Genomic DNA, 15,695 nt, shown 5'->3' with positions numbered 1-15,695 from the left:
AGATAAAGAAGCGGGCACGAAAGAGCGGGCACGTGCTCACGGCGAGAGAGCACGTGCCCGCGTCAGTGTGGGGAGGGTCACATCCCCATCGGGTGCCAGACCGTCTTGGTCTCCAGGAAGGTCAGCAGCCGATCCGTCCCGGGGGCCGTCGTCCAGTCGAACGAGGCGTCCGCCGGGCGCAGGATCCGCTTGAGCGTGTCCGCCGCCGCGACCTCCAGCTCCTTGGCCGAGGCCGGGCCCTCGTCCGCGACGACGCCCGCCAGTTCGAGCGCGTTGACGTCGGCGTGGGAGGCCAGCGTCGGGGCGATGTCCTCGGTGCGGCCGGAGATCAGGTTGACCACGCCGCCCGGCAGGTCGGAGGTGGCCAGCACCTCGCCCAGCGAGAGACCCGGCAGCGGTGCGTTCGGGGCCAGCGCCACGACCGCGGTGTTGCCTGTGGCGATGACCGGGGCCAGCACCGAGACGAGGCCCAACAGCGAGAAGCCGTTGCCGCCCTGCGGAGCGACGACGCCGACGACGCCCGTCGGCTCCGGGGTGGACAGGTTGAAGTACGGACCGGCGACCGGGTTGGCGTTGCCGACGATCTGGGCGACCTTGTCGGTCCAGCCCGCGTACCAGACCAGGCGGTCGACGGCGGCGTCGACCAGCGGCGCGGCCTTCTTCGCGCTCAGGCCCTCCGACACCGCGACCTCCGCGGTGTACTGCTCGCGGCGGCCCTGGAGCATCTCGGCGGCGCGGTAGAGGATCTGGCCGCGGTTGTACGCGGTCGCGCCCGACCAGCCGCCGAAGGCCTTGCGCGCGGCGGAGACCGCGTCGCGGGTGTCCTTGCGGGTGCCCTGGGGGGCGTTGGCGAGCCACTCGCCGGTCTTGCGGTCGGTCACCTCGTACACCCGTCCGCTCTCGGAGCGCGGGAACTTGCCGCCGACGAAGAGCTTGTAAGTCTTGTAGACGTCAAGGCGGAGTGCCGTCGTGGGCTCAGACATCGAGGTAGGCCTCCAGACCGTGGCGACCGCCTTCGCGGCCGTAGCCCGACTCCTTGTAGCCGCCGAAGGGCGAGGTCGGGTCGAACTTGTTGAAGGTGTTGGACCACACCACACCGGCCCGCAGCTTGCTCGCCATCCACAGGATGCGCGAGCCCTTCTCGGTCCAGATGCCGGCCGACAGCCCGTACGGGGTGTTGTTGGCCTTGGCGACGGCCTCCTCCGGCGTGCGGAAGGTCAGCACGGACAGGACCGGGCCGAAGATCTCCTCGCGGGCGATCCGGTGGGTGGCGGAGACGTTGCTGAAGACCGTCGGCGCGAACCAGTAGCCGGAGGAGGGCAGTTCGCACGCCGGGGACCAGCGCTCGGCGCCCTCCGCCTCGCCCGCCGCGGTCAGCTCCTGGATCCGCGCAAGCTGCGCGGCGGAGTTGATCGCGCCGATGTCGGTGTTCTTGTCCAGCGGGTCGCCGACGCGCAGCGTCGACATCCGGCGCTTGAGGGCGTCGAGCACCTCGTCGTGGACCGACTCCTGGACCAGCAGCCGCGAGCCCGCGCAGCAGACGTGGCCCTGGTTGAAGAAGATGCCGTCGACGATGCCCTCGACCGCCTGGTCGATCGGCGCGTCGTCGAAGACGATGTTGGCCGCCTTGCCGCCCAGCTCCAGCGAGAGCTTCTTGCGGGTGCCGGCCAGCGTGCGGGCGATGGCGCGGCCGACCTCGGTCGAGCCGGTGAAGGCGACCTTGTCGACGTCCGGGTGCGCGGTCAGCGCGGCGCCGGTGCGGCCGTCGCCGGTGACGATGTTGACGACGCCCTTGGGCAGGCCCGCCTGACGGCAGATCTCCGCGAAGCGCAGGGCGGTCAGCGGGGTGGTCTCGGCGGGCTTGAGGACGACCGTGTTGCCGGTGGCGAGCGCCGGGGCGATCTTCCAGGCCAGCATCAGCAGCGGGAAGTTCCACGGGATGACCTGGGCGGCCACGCCCACCGGGCGCGGGTCGGCACCGTAGCCGGCGAACTCCAGCTTGTCGGCCCAGCCCGCGTAGTAGAAGAAGTGCGCGGCGACCAGCGGCAGGTCGACGTCGCGGGTCTCCTTGATCGGCTTGCCGTTGTCGATCGACTCGAGCACGGCCAGCTCGCGGGAGCGCTCCTGGATGATCCGGGCGATGCGGAACAGGAACTTGCCGCGCTCGCCGCCCGGCAGGGCGGACCACGAGGTGAAGGCCCTGCGGGCGGCGGCGACCGCCCGGTCCACGTCGGCCTCGGTGCCCTGCGCGAACTCGGCGAGGACCTCCTCGGTGGAGGGGTCGACGGTCTTCAGCGCCTCGGAGCCGGTGGAGTCGACGAACCCGCCGTCGATGAAGTGCCCGTACGTCGAGGCGATGTCACCCGCGGCGGCGCGCGACTCGGGCGCGGGGGCGTACTCGAACAGTGCCATGGTGATCAGTCCACCGTCACGTAGTCGGGACCGGAGTAACGGCCCGTGGAGAGCTTCTGCCGCTGCATGAGCAGGTCGTTCAGCAGGCTGGAGGCGCCGAACCGGAACCAGTCCGGGCTCAGCCAGTCGTCACCGAGGATCTCGTTCACCATGACCAGGTACTTCATGGCGTCCTTGGTGGTGCGGATACCCCCGGCCGGCTTCACACCCACCTGCACGCCGGTGGCCTCGCGGAAGTCGCGTACGGCCTCCATCAGTACGAGGGTGTTGGCCGGGGTCGCGTTGACGGCGACCTTGCCGGTGGAGGTCTTGATGAAGTGGGCGCCCGCCAGCATCGCCAGCCAGGAGGCGCGGCGGATGTTGTCGTAGGTGACCAGCTCGCCGGTCTCGAAGATCACCTTGAGGTGGGCGGAGGTCCCGTCCGGGCGCTCGCAGGCCTTCTTGATCTCGGTGATGGTCTCGAAGACCTCCGAATACCGGCCGGAGAGGAAGGCTCCCCGGTCGATGACCATGTCGATCTCGTCGGCCCCGGCGGCGACGGCCTCGGCGGTGTCGGCCAGCTTGACCGGCAGCCCGGCCCGGCCGGAGGGGAAGGCGGTGGCGACGGCGGCGACGTTGACCGGCGCGCCGCCGAGGGCCTCCTTGGCGAAGGGGACCATGTCCGGGTAGACGCAGACGGCCGCGGTGTGCGGGACGTCCGGGTTCCCGGGGTCGGGGGATTGGGCCTTCTGGCAGAGCGACCGGACCTTGCCAGGGGTGTCGGCACCCTCCAGCGTGGTCAGATCGATCATGGAGATGGCCAGATCGATGGCGTAGGCCTTGGCGGAGGTCTTGATCGACCGCGTGCCGAGCCCGGCGGCGCGCGCCTGCAGGCCGACGGCGTCGACGCCGGGCAGCCCGTGCAGGAAGCGACGCAGGGACGCCTCGGAGGAGGCGATCTCGGCCAGGCTGTTCCTGGAGGCCGATCCGCTGGCGGAGGGGGAGGATGACGACATACTCACCAGCGCAGCATATCTACACGCGTAGCGTTTCGTCAGGGGGGCGTCCGTGTGAAGTGCGTCGGGTCTCGGTGCTTGACGCGCGTTGCGCCCGATGCCATACCGAAACCCCACTGCACGTGGTGTCGGCGCCAACCTGGGGCAGAATCGGTGACCATGAGCGACACCCCGGGCGGCGACAAGCCCACCTCCTCCGGCAGCGACGACGACGTCCCTGTCTACAGCGACAAGGTCTACCGCTCCGTTTCGGGCGTGGCGGGCGGCGTGTTCCTGCTGGCGCTGCTGATCTCGCTGAGCATCGACGCGATGGTGCAGGGCTCCGGCCGCGCCCCGATCACGGCTGCCGCCGTCCTGGTGGCGGCGGTCCCGCTGATCGCCGCGTTCACCCTCTGGCCGCAGGTCCGCTCGGGGGAGAAGCGGCTGCTGGTCCGCAACCCGTTCCGGACGATCGACGCCCCGTGGGGCACGGTCGAGTCGCTGACCGCCGCGCTCTCGGTCGAACTGCGCGCGGGCGGACGGAAGTTCGTGGTGTGGGCGCTCCCGGTCTCGATGCGGCAGCGCAAGCGCGCCAACAAGCAGGCGATGCTCGCCGCGGGCGACCGTTCGATCACCGGGGGCGGCGCGTCGCGCCGCGACTCGGGCAGGCTCGGCTTCGGTCTGATGGGCGGAGGGGGCCGCGATTCCCGTGGCGGCGGCTTCGGCCGCCCGGCCGAGGACACCGGCCCGACCCAGGCGTGGGCGGACAAGGCGGTCGTCGAGCTCAACGAGCGCGCCGAGATGTTCCGCGCGGAGCGCGGCGCGGTCGCGGACGAGGGCGCACCCGCGGTGACGGGCCAGGTGAAGGTGACCTGGACCTGGCCGATCGTCGCTCCGCTGGCGGTGGGGATCATCGCCCTGATCGTCATCCTGGCGACGGGCTGACGCTTTTCGGTACGGGTGACCGGTTCTGGTTGTTGCAGGCCGGGGAAGTTGCAGCACGCTGGGGGCGTGGGGAACTGCGCGAGACACCACCCCGTGCGGATGGCCCTGCGCGTTCGGGGACTTACCGCGTTGGGTGGCTTGTCGCGCAGTTCCCCGCGCCCCCAGCGTGCTGCAACTGCCTGTCGGAGCAAGAGTGGTCGGCCCTGCATTGTCGGCAGCGCAGTTCCCCGCGCCCCGGATCGTGCAACTGCCTGTGGGAGCGCGTCAGGGCGTAAGGAGGAACGCCGCTTCCAGCGCGGCCAGTTCCGCGTCCGTCACGCCGTGCGCACGCACGTACGCGCGGGCCTCGCCGTGGCGTTCGCGCATGCGCGCGAAGAACGCGGAGAGGAGGTCGCGGGAGATCGCGCGGCTGCGCCGCTCCACGCCGAACTCGTCGACGTAGAGGACCGGCCCCTGGTCGAGGCCCAGCGCGGAGTTCGAGACGAAATAGTGGTCGAGGATCTCCGCGTCGGAGACGCCCAGCGCGGACTGGAGGGTGGCCACCGTGATGCCCGTGCGGTCCTTGCCGACCGCGCAGTGGAGCAGCGCGGGCAGCGCGCCCGGGCGCGCCAACGCGCTCAGGGACCGGGCGATCGCCGGGCCCGCCGTCTCCGCCATGAACGCGTAGAGGCCTTCGAGGGACTCGCGTCCGGCCTCCGCGTCGCGCTCCTCGTTGTCGCGCTCTGCGGCGATCTCCTCCGCGGTGGCCTCGCGCGGCGGGAAGGTCGGCAGGTGGAGGACGGCGACGTCCGCGCCGAGCGCGCGGTCGGGCCAGACGTCGAGTTCGGGCTGCGAGCGCAGGTCGATCACCGTGCGCAGGCCCAGCTCGGCGAGGTGGCGGGTACCGTCCTCGGTGATCTCGTGCAGGGAGCCCGAGCGGTAGAGGAGGCCGGACGCCAGCTGCGCGCCCGACGTCGTCGGCAGGTCCCCGGCGTCGCGGAAGTTGCGGACGCCGGGGACCGGGATCAGTTCCACACCAGATATCGACACCCCGACAGCATGGCAGAGAGTCCCTGGTGGCTGACCTGGTGGCTGACCTGGCGGGTGATCAGATCCCTGCGGCCGTGGCCAGATCCGACTTCAGGCGGGCCAGCAGCTCCGTCGCGCGCTCGCGTGCCGCACCGAGTTCGGCGCGGGAGGAGACCGGGACGACGACCTCCAGGTAGCACTTGAGCTTCGGCTCGGTGCCGGACGGTCGGACCACGATCCGTGCGCCGCGGACGGCCTCGCCGCTCAGGTGGTAGCGGAGCCCGTCGGTGGGCGGGAGCTTGTCCGAGCCCGCCTCCAGGTCCTCCGCGGAGTCGACGTGGAGGCCCGCCAGTTCGGTCGGCGGGTGCTGACGCAGTCGGGCCATCGCGTCGGCGATCAGGCGCAGGTCGGCGACGCGGACCGAGAGCTGGTCGGTGGCGTGCAGGCCGTGGGTGGCCGCCAGGTCGTCGAGGAGGTCCTGCAGGGTGCGGCCCTGGGACTTGAGCGTGGCGGCCAGTTCGGCCATCAGCAGCGCCGCGCTGACGCCGTCCTTGTCGCGGACGGCCTCCGGGTCGACGCAATAGCCGAGCGCCTCCTCGTAGCCGAAGCGCAGACCGTCCACGCGCGAGAGCCACTTGAAGCCGGTGAGGGTCTCCTCGTAGCCGAGGCCCGCCGCCTCGGCGATCCGGCCGAGCAGCGAGGAGGAGACGATCGTGGTCGCGAAGGTGCCCTTGGCCTGCTTGGACACGAGGTGCGCGGCGAGCAGCGCGCCGACCTCGTCGCCCCGGAGCATCCGCCAGCCGCTGCCGTCGGCCGCGTCCGGGTCGGCGACGGCGACCGCGAGGCGGTCCGCGTCGGGGTCGTTGGCCAGGATCAGGTCCGGCTGGTGCTCGGCCGCGGCGGCGAAGGAGAGGTCCATCGCGCCCGGCTCCTCCGGGTTGGGGAAGGAGACGGTCGGGAACTCCGGGTCCGGGGCGCCCTGCGCGGCGACCACGGTCGGCGCGGGGAAGCCGGCGCGCTCGAACGCGGCCAGCAGCGTGCCGCGGCCGACGCCGTGCATCGGCGTGTAGACGACGGAGAGGTCGCGCGGCGCGTGCGGGTCCACCACGGAGGCGACCCGGGCCAGGTACGGCTCCAGCACGTCGGCCTCGCTGAGCACCTCCCAGCCCTCCACCGCCAGCGGCACCTCGTCCAGCGAGCCGACCTTGGCGATCTCCGCGGCGATGCCCGCGTCGTGTGGGGGCACGATCTGCGAGCCGCCGAAGTCGCCGCCCAGGTACACCTTGTAGCCGTTGTCGCGCGGCGGGTTGTGGCTGGCCGTGACGGCGACGCCGGCCGCCGCGCCGAAGTGGCGGACCGCGAAGGCGAGCACCGGCGTCGGCAGCGGACCCGGCAGCAGCGCGGCCTTGAGTCCCTGGGCGACCATCACAGCGGCGGTGTCGCGGGCGAAGACGTCGGAGTTGTGGCGGGCGTCGTAGCCGACGACGACCAGTCCGGTGGCGGACCGCTGCTTGAGGTACGCGGCCAGGCCCATCGCAGCGCGGATCACCACGGCGCGGTTCATCCGCATCGGTCCGGCGCCCATCTCGCCGCGCAGCCCGGCGGTGCCGAACTGCAGCGTGCCGCTGAAGCGTTCGGACAGGTCGGACCAGGCGGCGGTACACGCCTCGTCCGGACCCCCCTCGGTGGCGGCGAGGAGACCGGCGAGTTCGTCGCGGGTGGCCGGGTCGGGGTCCTCCGCGAGCCAGGTCCGGGCCCGGTGGAGCAGATCGTCGCCGGAGTTGACCTGATGGGCAGTCATCGCGTCACGTCCTCATTGCCTGTTGCCGTTGCGTGGAGTGGAGAATTCGGCCGTACAAAAAGCATGGCACCCGGGGCGGAAACCGTCGGATGCCATGCTGTGCGAGTTGCGGGTGGTCTGCCCGTGGGGGCTGACGGGGCTCGGAACGAGGGCCCGATCGGCGGCTCAGATCCGCTCGAGGACCTTGCCGAGCAGCGCGCCCATCCGGGTGGCCGAGGTGCGACCGGCTTCGAGAACTTCCTCGTGGTTGAGCGGCTCGCCCGTCATGCCCGCGGCCAGGTTGGTGACCAGCGAGAGGCCGAGCACCTCGGCGCCCGCGTCGCGGGCGGCGATCGCCTCCAGCGTCGTCGACATGCCGACCAGGTCGCCGCCGATGGCACGGACCATGGCGATCTCGGCCGGGGTCTCGTACTGCGGGCCGCGGAACTGGACGTAGACGCCCTCCTCCAGGGTGGGGTCGACCTCCTTGCAGAGCGCGCGCAGGCGGGCGGAGTAGAGGTCGGTCAGGTCCACGAAGTTGGCGCCGAGCAGCGGGGACGCGCCGGTCAGGTTGATGTGGTCGCTGATCAGGACGGGCTGACCCGGCTGGAAGCCCTGACGCAGACCGCCGCAGCCGTTGGTCAGCACGACCGTGCGGCACCCGGCGGCGACGGCGGTGCGTACGCCGTGGGCGACGGCGGCGACGCCGTGGCCCTCGTAGTAGTGGGTGCGGCCGAGGAAGACCAGGGCGCGCTTGTCGCCGATCTTGATCGACCGGATCTTGCCGGCGTGCCCGGCGACGGCGGGCGGCGGGAAGCCGGGCAGCTCGGTGATGGGGAACTCGAACTCGGGCTCGCCCAGCTCGTCAGCGGCGGGGACCCAGCCGGAGCCCATCACCAGGGCGACGTCGTGCGCCACCCCACCGGTCAACTCGCGCAGCCGGGAGGCTGCGGCCTTCGCGGCATCGTACGGGTTGACGGGGTTCGTGCCGGCGTCCGGCTGCGGGGAAGCGTTCACGCAAGTGAGGATATCTGTTTTCTCCTACGCGCGTAGAGCACGAAAGGATGACATTTGCGTGGACGTGTCGCGGGTGCTTTTGGAGCTTCCTCCAGATGAGATGCGAGGGACGTTCGCAACGTCCCACCTGCTCATGCGCGTCAGCAGGGGCGCTTGCGGACGTCCATCACGTAGTCGTGGGGCGCGCCCGCGCTCTCCGCCGCGTCGGCGATCAGGCCGAGGTAGCGGGCGCTGGGCAGGCCGCCCTCGTAGTCGTTGAGGATGTACGTCCACGCCGTGACGTCCCCGTCGAGGGTGTGCACGCGCACCCGCAGCTTGCGGTAGAAGCCCAGCGGGACGCCCTCCCAGCGGTCGAGGCCCGGTTCGTCCATGGGGGCGATGTCGTAGAGGGCGACAAAGACCTGCTCCTTCTCGTCCTCCACGACGGTGGCGATCGAGCCTTCCCAGCCGAACTGCTCGCCGCCGAAGGTGAGCCGCCAGCCGTCGAGCCAGCCCGTGCCGCGGAGCGGCGAATGCGGCGCACGGCGGCTCATCTGCCGCGCGTCGAGGTTGCTGGCGTACGCGGCATAGAGCGTCATGCGGCATAGCGTACGTGAGCCTGGCCACGCCGGGTCGAGGCGTGTGTCACTGCCGGATGAATGTGCGGGAGAATGGGGCACGTGACTCGGATTGTGATCATCGGTGGCGGACCTGGCGGCTATGAGGCGGCGCTTGTCGCCTCGCAACTCGGCGCGGAGGTGACCATCGTCGATCGCGACGGCCTCGGCGGGGCCGCCGTGCTGACCGACTGTGTGCCATCCAAGACGCTGATCGCGACTGCCGAGGTGATGACCACCTTCGACAGCTCGTACGAGGAACTCGGCATCGTCGTCCGTGACGACGCCAGCGGCGGGGCTCCGGCGGATCGTTTCATCAGCGTCGACCTCGGCAAGGTCAACCGACGCGTCAAGCGGCTCGCCGTCGCGCAGTCGCACGACATCACCCAGTCCGTCACCCGTGCCGGAGTCACCGTGGTGCGCGGCCACGGCCGTCTGGAGGGCGGCCAGGCGCTGGACGGTTCGCGTGCGGTCATCGTGGACCTGGTCGACGGAGGCAGCCAGGAACTGCGCGCCGACGTCGTGCTCCTCGCCACCGGTACCCACCCGCGCGAGCTGCCGGACGCCCGCCCGGACGGCGAGCGCATCCTGACCTGGACCCAGGTCTACAACCTGGAGGAGCTTCCCGAGGAGCTCATCGTGGTCGGTTCCGGTGTCACCGGCGCCGAGTTCGCCGGCGCGTACCAGGCGCTCGGCTCCAAGGTCACCCTGGTCTCCAGCCGCGACCGCGTGCTGCCGGGTGAGGACCCGGATGCCGCGACCGTGCTGGAGGACGTCTTCCGCCGCCGCGGCATGAACGTGATGAGCCGCTCGCGCGCCGAGTCCGCGCGCCGGGTGGGCGACAAGGTCGAGGTGACCCTCGCCGACGGCCGGGTGATCACCGGCTCGCACTGTCTGATGGCGGTCGGCTCGATCCCCAACTCCGAGGGCCTGGGCCTGGAAGCCGCGAGCGTGAAGACCAGCGACTCCGGCCACATCAAGGTCGACCGGGTCTCCCGTACCTCCGCTCCCGGCGTCTACGCGGCCGGTGACGTGACCGGCGTGCTGCCGCTGGCGTCCGTCGCGGCGATGCAGGGCCGGATCGCGATGTACCACGCGCTCGGCGACGCGGTCGCGCCGCTGAACCTGAAGACCGTCTCCTCCAACGTCTTCACCGACCCCGAGATCGCCACCGTCGGTTACAGCGCGGCGGACGTGGAGTGCGGGAAGATGGACGCCGTCTGCGTGAAGCTGCCGCTGCGCAGCAACCCGCGCGCCAAGATGCAGGGCATCCGCGACGGTTTCGTGAAGCTGTTCTGCCGTCCCGGCACCGGCATCGTGGTCGGCGGCGCGGTGGTCGCGCCGCGCGCGAGCGAGCTGATCCACCCGATTTCGTTGGCCGTCGACCTCAACCTGACGGTGGAGCAGGTCGCCAACGCGTTCACGGTCTACCCGTCGGTCTCCGGCTCCATCGCCGAGGCCGCGCGCCAGCTGCACGTCCGGAAGCGGAGCGGGCAGCACAACTGACGGCGCGTGAGGGGAGCGCGGACCCGCAGCGGAGCGGCGCACAGTGTAGAGGTGTGCGCCGCTCCGCTGCGGGCGTTTTGAGCAAGTAGGCGCAATCGCCTGAAAGCTAACGGTCGTGCACGTTACCGTCTGTTTCGTGTTCGCAGCAGAACGTCGTCAGTTGATCCTCGAAATGGTGCGCGCAAACGGAGCGGTGTCGCTCCGGGAGCTCGCCCGCGTCGTCCAGACCTCAGAGGTGACCGTACGCCGAGACGTACGCGCCTTGGAGGCCGAGGGCCTGCTCGACCGCCGGCACGGGGGCGCGGTGCTCCCCGGCGGATTCTCCCGAGAGCCCGGATACCCGCAGAAGACGCATCTCGCCGCCGCCGAGAAGAGCGCCATCGCCGACCTCGCCGCGACCATGGTCGCCGAGGGCGACGCCATCGTCGTCGGCGCCGGCACGACCACCCAGGAGCTGGCCCGTCGCCTCGCCCGGGTCCCCGGTCTGACCGTCGTCACCAACTCGCTCCTGGTCGCCCAGGCGCTCGCCCATGCCAACCGCGTCGAGGTGGTGATGACGGGCGGGACGCTGCGCGGGTCCAACTACGCCTTGGTAGGCAGCGGCGCGGAGCAGTCCCTGCAGGGGCTGCGGGTCGCCCGTGCGTTCATCTCCGGCAGCGGGCTGAGCGCGGAGCGGGGTCTGTCGACCACCAACATGCTGTCGGCGTCCGTGGACCGGGCGCTGGTCAACGCGGCGGCGGAGGTGGTGGTCCTGGCGGACCACGGCAAGCTCGGCAACGACACCATGTTCCAGACGGTGCCGAGCGAGGCGATCACGCATCTGGTCACCGACGAGCAGGCCACGCTGGGTGAGCCTGCGGCCCGCGAGCTGGACGCTCTCGCGGACTGCGGTGTCCAGGTCCACGTCGCGCCGATGGCTCCGCCGAGCACCTACCCCACCCCGCAGGACGCTCCGCGCAGGCCGGCCAGCTTTCCCGGCCAGCGGCGCGCGCCCGTGCCGGTAGCCTCCGGCAGGCGGTGAGGTTCCTTTGGGCAAGAGGGGAGTTGCACTGTCTGGGGGCGCGGGGAACTGCGCGACGAGCCACCCCGGGTGGTAGGCCGCCGAACGTGCAGGGCCATCCGCACAGGGTGGTTGCTCGCGCAGTTCCCCGCGCCCCCAGACAGTGCAACTAGCTGTTGTCCGGCTTCCTCAACGCCATGCGCCGGGCGATCACCGTACAGGCCATCAACTGCACCTGGTGGAACAGCATCAGCGGCAGCACCATCACGCTCACCGACGACGCCGGGAACAGCACCGCCGCCATCGGCAGCCCGCTTGCCAGGCTCTTCTTGCTGCCGCAGAAGATGAGCACGATCCGGTCCGCGCGGGCGAAGCCCAGCCGCTTGCCGGCCACCGAGGTGACGCCCAGGACCGCGAAGAGGACGGCCAGGCAGACGCCGAGCAGCAGCGCCAGCCTGATCACGGAGAGGCTGCTCCAGACGCCGCTGACCATGCCCTCGCTGAACGCGCTGTAGACGACCAGCAGGATCGAGCCCCGGTCGACCAGCGTCAACGCGGGCTTGTGACGGGATATCCACGCCGCGATCCAGCGGCGTGAGAACTGGCCCAGCAGGAACGGCAACAGCAGCTGCAACAGCAGGTCGACCGCCGAGCCCGCGTCGATCCGTGCGCTGCCGCCGAGGACGATCGCGGCCAGCAGCGGCGTCAGCACGATGCCGATCAGGCTGCTGAACGACGCCGCACAGACCGCCGCTGCGACGTTGCCGCCCGCGATCGAGGTGAAGGCTATGGACGACTGGACCGTCGACGGCAGCAGCGTCAGGAAGAGCACGCCCTTGGCCAGGGACGCGCCCAGGACCGGCGTGGTGAGCCACTGCGCCGCGAGGCCCAGCAGCGGGAAGAGGGCGAAGGTCGACAGCAGGATGGTCAGGTGCAGTCGCCACTGCTTGGCCCCGTCCAGTGCGGCCTTCGGGGAGAGGCGCGCGCCGTAGAGGAAGAACAGCAGGCCGATCGCGACCTCGGTCGCGTCTGAGACGGCGTGTGCCGCCTGTCCGCGCGCGGGGAGGAGCGCGGCGAGGCCGACGGTGGCCAGGATGGCCATCAGATATGGATCGACGCCCACCCGGCCCAGCGTGTTGCGCAGGGCCGTGATGGACGTCGTCCGGTCGTTCAGGTCATTCATACGTGCGGGTCGTGCCGTGATCCAGGGATCGCGGACGTCAGTCCTTGATCTCGCAGATGGCGGCGCCGGAGGTGACGGTGGCGCCGACCTCGGCGGTGATGCCGACGACGGTTCCGGACTTGTGGGCGTTGAGGGGCTGTTCCATCTTCATGGCCTCGAGGACGACGACGAGGTCGCCTTCGGCGACGGTCTGGCCCTCCTCGACGGCGACCTTGACGATGGTGCCCTGCATCGGGGAGGCGAGGGTGTCGCCGGAGACGGCGGAGCCGCCCTTGCCCGCGACCGCGCGGCGCTTGGCCTTGCCGCCGCCCGCGGCCTTCGCGGCCGGGCCGGAGGAGACGCCAAGCCCGGCGGGGAGGGAGACCTCGATGCGCTTGCCGCCGACCTCGACCACGACGGTCTCGCGGCCGCCGTCCTCGTCGTTCTCACCCGCGCCCGCACCGGTGAACGGCGGGATGGTGTTGTCGAACTCGGTCTCGATCCAGCGGGTGAAGACCTGGAACGGGGCGTCGCTGCCGCCCAGCTCGGGTGCGAAGGCCGGGTCGGCGACCACCGCGCGGTGGAACGGGATGGCGGTGGCCATGCCCTCTACCTGGAACTCGGCCAGGGCGCGGGCGGCGCGTTGCAGGGCCTGCTTGCGGGTGGCGCCGGTGACGACCAGCTTGGCCAGCAGGGAGTCCCAGGCCGGGCCGATCACGGAGCCGGTCTCCACGCCGGAGTCCAGGCGGACGCCGGGGCCGGACGGCGGGGCGAACAGCGTCACCGTGCCGGGGGCCGGGAGGAAGCCTCGGCCCGGGTCCTCGCCGTTGATGCGGAACTCGAAGGAGTGACCGCGCAGCTCGGGGTCGTCGTAGCCGAGTTCCTCGCCGTCGGCGATGCGGAACATCTCGCGGACCAGGTCGATGCCGGTGACCTCTTCGGAGACCGGGTGCTCGACCTGGAGGCGGGTGTTGACCTCGAGGAAGGAGATGGTGCCGTCGTTGGCGACCAGGAACTCGCAGGTTCCGGCGCCGACGTAGCCGGCCTCCTTGAGGATCGCCTTCGAGGCGGCGTAGAGCTGGGTGTTCTGCTCGGCGGTGAGGAACGGCGCGGGGGCCTCCTCGACGAGCTTCTGGTGCCGGCGCTGCAGGGAGCAGTCGCGGGTGGAGACGACCACGACGTTGCCGTGGGTGTCGGCCAGGCACTGGGTCTCGACGTGGCGCGGCTTGTCGAGGTAGCGCTCGACGAAGCACTCGCCGCGGCCGAACGCGGCCACGGCCTCACGCACGGCGGACTCGTACAGCTCGGGGATCTCTTCGAGGTTGCGGGCGACCTTGAGGCCGCGTCCGCCACCGCCGAAGGCGGCCTTGATCGCGATCGGCAGGCCGTGCTCCTGGGCGAACGCCACGACCTCGTCCGGGCCGGTGACCGGGTCCGGGGTGCCGGCCACCAGCGGCGCGCCGGCGCGCTGGGCGACGTGGCGGGCGGTGACCTTGTCACCGAGGTCGCGGATGGCCTGCGGCGGCGGGCCGATCCAGATCAGGCCCGCGTCCAGGACGGCCTGGGCGAACTCGGCGTTCTCCGACAGGAAGCCGTAGCCGGGGTGGACGGCGTCCGCGCCGGCGTCGGCTGCGGCCTTGAGGACCTTGGCGATGTCGAGATAGCTGGTTGCCGGCGTGTCGCCACCGAGGGCGTAGGCCTCGTCGGCCGCGCGGACGTGCAGCGCGTCCCGGTCCGGCTCGGCGTAGACGGCGACGCTGGCGATTCCGGCGTCCCGGCAGGCACGGGCGACGCGGACGGCGATTTCTCCGCGGTTGGCGATGAGCACCTTGCGCACAGTCAGTGGCTCCCTTCTAGAACCCAGGAGAGTCTAGGGAACTTCCTGGTGTACCCACGAGTCCGGCCCGGTGGTGAGCTTGCCCACACGCACGGTGAGCGCCGCTTTGTCCACGGTACGCCGCTTGTCTCGAGCGGACGTTGTGCGGATGTCGTGCCCCTGCGCAGCGCCTGGAATCGGACTCTGTCAACGGTCTTCCGCCGGTGACTACTGCTCAGTAAGGTGCGGGGATGCGGAGATGGACAGCTGTCGCGACGTTGGTTCTGCTCGTCCTGGAGGCGGGCGTCTCGGCCGTGGTCGCCCTGGTCGTCGGCAAGGCGGCCGACTACCAGCACATGAGTCTCGGCGGGGTGCCCACGTCGGCCATGGCCTCCAGCGCCTATGTCGGATTCGGGCTGATCGCGCTGTTCCTGCTGCTGGTCGCGGCGCTGCTGCTGCGTGTCGCGCTCCGTGACGTCGCGCCGACGAAGGTCGAGAGGATCGTCCTGATCCTTGCCGCCGTCTTGCACGGCCTGTTGGCCGCGGTGCTGCTCGCCCTGAGCGGCGTGTGGGTGTTCGTGCCGCTCGCGGTCACGTTGACGCTGCTGGTGCTGATCCTCTTCATTCCGTCGGACGGGCCGCGGCAGCCTTCTGCGCGGGAGCCGTCGCCGACGCTGCCTCCGTCGCTTCCGCCGCAGGGCGGGCCTTCCGCTCCTGCAGCACCTGCCGCGTGACGTCTCCGACGGACTCGATCACGTCGGACCCGTAGTTGTCCGGCTGCAGCACCCGAAACAGCAGCGCGAAGGTGCCGTCGACGCCGTGGCGGTGATTCAACTGCCGGTAGTTGTTGCGGAGATGGCGCACGCCCGCGAGGTTCGAGACCGCTGTCTGGCCGCAGACCAGGAAGGTCGGCTGCTGCTGCTCGCCCACCGCGATCCGGGCCAGCAGCACGTAGTCGACGACGCCCGGCTCGCGCACGTAGGAGTGGTCGCCGATCTCGAAGACGTTGCCCTGGCTGCCCTCCCACTCCGGGAGGTGGACGAAGCCCGGCAGCTTCAGCCGCAGGTGCGCGGCGGTGCGCTCGTTGGCCAGCGGCCCGCCGATGCAGAACTCGGCGCGGTCGCCGATCCCCTGGCGGATCTGGTTGGCGGGCTTCACCGCGTAGCGGGCGCCGCACTCGTAGACGAGGGCGGAGAGCTCCATCAGCGCGTAGACGTCGTTCTGGGCGACGATCCGGTCGCTGTCGGTGGTGCCGACCTTCCTCGGCACCACCAGCAACGCCTCACCGCCGGGCCGCAGCCCGAAGAACTCCCGCTTGTGGTCCAGGCGCCGACGTCGCAGCAAAGCCTGCACCACCCACGCGAGCGCCGCGCTGAAGGCGCTGGAGACCACGCCCAGCACGATGTTCCATATGTCGCCGCTGCTCATGCCCCGGGCCCCCGACGTCGAAGTGAGATCTCGTCAGAGAGCATGCCCGAC

Annotated in this window: 14 protein-coding genes; 4 read left to right on the top strand and 10 right to left on the bottom strand. The window is 71.0% G+C overall.

Features of this window, described 5'->3' with window-relative positions:
* Nucleotides 1–77 precede the first annotated feature (77 nt).
* From ABH928_RS26710 to deoC, 3 genes are read right to left on the bottom strand one after another with little or no spacing between them, the layout of a single operon-like run.
* Nucleotides 78–983, bottom strand: a complete 906-nt coding sequence (locus ABH928_RS26710; protein ID WP_370070916.1) for an aldehyde dehydrogenase family protein — start codon at nt 981–983, stop codon at nt 78–80.
* Complete coding sequence (locus ABH928_RS26705; protein ID WP_370070914.1) at nt 976–2,412, bottom strand: aldehyde dehydrogenase family protein; 1,437 nt, start codon at nt 2,410–2,412, stop codon at nt 976–978. Before ABH928_RS26705 ends, ABH928_RS26710 begins: the two co-directional genes overlap by 8 nt.
* 5 nt (nt 2,413–2,417) lie before the next feature.
* The gene (gene deoC, locus ABH928_RS26700; protein WP_370071053.1) at nt 2,418–3,407 is read right to left on the bottom strand and encodes a deoxyribose-phosphate aldolase; all 990 of its coding nucleotides are present in this window, start codon (nt 3,405–3,407) and stop codon (nt 2,418–2,420) included.
* A gap of 159 nt (nt 3,408–3,566) precedes the next feature.
* Between deoC and ABH928_RS26695 the strand changes: the two genes are divergently transcribed.
* Nucleotides 3,567–4,331, top strand: coding sequence for a PH domain-containing protein (locus tag ABH928_RS26695; protein WP_370070912.1), 765 nt, complete (start codon nt 3,567–3,569; stop codon nt 4,329–4,331).
* 264 nt (nt 4,332–4,595) lie between these two features.
* Here ABH928_RS26695 and ABH928_RS26690 read toward each other — a convergent pair whose 3' ends face one another.
* The 4 genes from ABH928_RS26690 to ABH928_RS26675 form a co-directional block, all read right to left on the bottom strand.
* On the bottom strand, nt 4,596–5,360 hold the full coding sequence (locus tag ABH928_RS26690; RefSeq protein ID WP_370070910.1) for a tyrosine-protein phosphatase: 765 nt from the start codon (nt 5,358–5,360) through the stop codon (nt 4,596–4,598).
* Between the two features lie 58 nt (nt 5,361–5,418).
* A complete protein-coding gene (locus tag ABH928_RS26685; RefSeq protein ID WP_370070908.1) occupies nt 5,419–7,140 on the bottom strand; it encodes a phospho-sugar mutase in 1,722 nt (573 codons plus the stop codon).
* A 165-nt stretch (nt 7,141–7,305) separates the two neighbouring features.
* Complete coding sequence (locus ABH928_RS26680) at nt 7,306–8,136, bottom strand: purine-nucleoside phosphorylase (protein WP_370070906.1); 831 nt, start codon at nt 8,134–8,136, stop codon at nt 7,306–7,308.
* Nucleotides 8,137–8,276: 140 nt separating this feature from the next.
* Nucleotides 8,277–8,714 (bottom strand): gamma-glutamylcyclotransferase, encoded by a 438-nt coding sequence (locus ABH928_RS26675; RefSeq protein ID WP_370070904.1) that lies wholly within the window; start codon nt 8,712–8,714, stop codon nt 8,277–8,279.
* A gap of 72 nt (nt 8,715–8,786) precedes the next feature.
* On the opposite strand from ABH928_RS26675, the gene ABH928_RS26670 reads away from it, so the two are divergent.
* Both ABH928_RS26670 and ABH928_RS26665 read left to right on the top strand, forming a co-directional pair.
* Complete coding sequence (locus ABH928_RS26670) at nt 8,787–10,238, top strand: NAD(P)H-quinone dehydrogenase (protein ID WP_370070902.1); 1,452 nt, start codon at nt 8,787–8,789, stop codon at nt 10,236–10,238.
* A 172-nt stretch (nt 10,239–10,410) separates the two neighbouring features.
* Nucleotides 10,411–11,259: a DeoR/GlpR family DNA-binding transcription regulator gene (locus ABH928_RS26665; RefSeq protein ID WP_236047862.1), complete on the top strand. Its 849-nt coding sequence runs from the start codon at nt 10,411–10,413 to the stop codon at nt 11,257–11,259.
* Nucleotides 11,260–11,407: 148 nt separating this feature from the next.
* Here ABH928_RS26665 and ABH928_RS26660 read toward each other — a convergent pair whose 3' ends face one another.
* Both ABH928_RS26660 and ABH928_RS26655 read right to left on the bottom strand, forming a co-directional pair.
* A complete protein-coding gene (locus ABH928_RS26660; RefSeq protein WP_370070900.1) occupies nt 11,408–12,421 on the bottom strand; it encodes a bile acid:sodium symporter family protein in 1,014 nt (337 codons plus the stop codon).
* 37 nt (nt 12,422–12,458) lie between these two features.
* Nucleotides 12,459–14,237: a biotin carboxylase N-terminal domain-containing protein gene (locus tag ABH928_RS26655; RefSeq protein ID WP_370070897.1), complete on the bottom strand. Its 1,779-nt coding sequence runs from the start codon at nt 14,235–14,237 to the stop codon at nt 12,459–12,461.
* 230 nt (nt 14,238–14,467) lie between these two features.
* Here ABH928_RS26655 and ABH928_RS26650 point away from each other — a divergent pair, with 230 nt between their 5' ends.
* Nucleotides 14,468–14,950 (top strand): hypothetical protein, encoded by a 483-nt coding sequence (locus ABH928_RS26650; RefSeq protein WP_370070895.1) that lies wholly within the window; start codon nt 14,468–14,470, stop codon nt 14,948–14,950.
* Here the strand turns inward: ABH928_RS26650 and ABH928_RS26645 are convergent.
* Nucleotides 14,838–15,644 carry a hypothetical protein gene (locus ABH928_RS26645; RefSeq protein ID WP_370070893.1) on the bottom strand — a complete coding sequence of 269 codons (807 nt, stop codon included), beginning with the start codon at nt 15,642–15,644 and terminating at the stop codon, nt 14,838–14,840. The two genes, ABH928_RS26650 and ABH928_RS26645, sit on opposite strands and share 113 nt — an antisense overlap.
* Between the last annotated feature and the right edge of the window lie 51 nt (nt 15,645–15,695).

Origin of the sequence: Streptacidiphilus sp. MAP5-3 (genome assembly GCF_041262505.1) — a bacterium.
GTDB lineage: Bacteria > Actinomycetota > Actinomycetes > Streptomycetales > Streptomycetaceae > Streptacidiphilus.
Note: the sequence above shows the minus strand (reverse complement) of the source record. Positions and strands in the feature narration are given on the sequence as shown.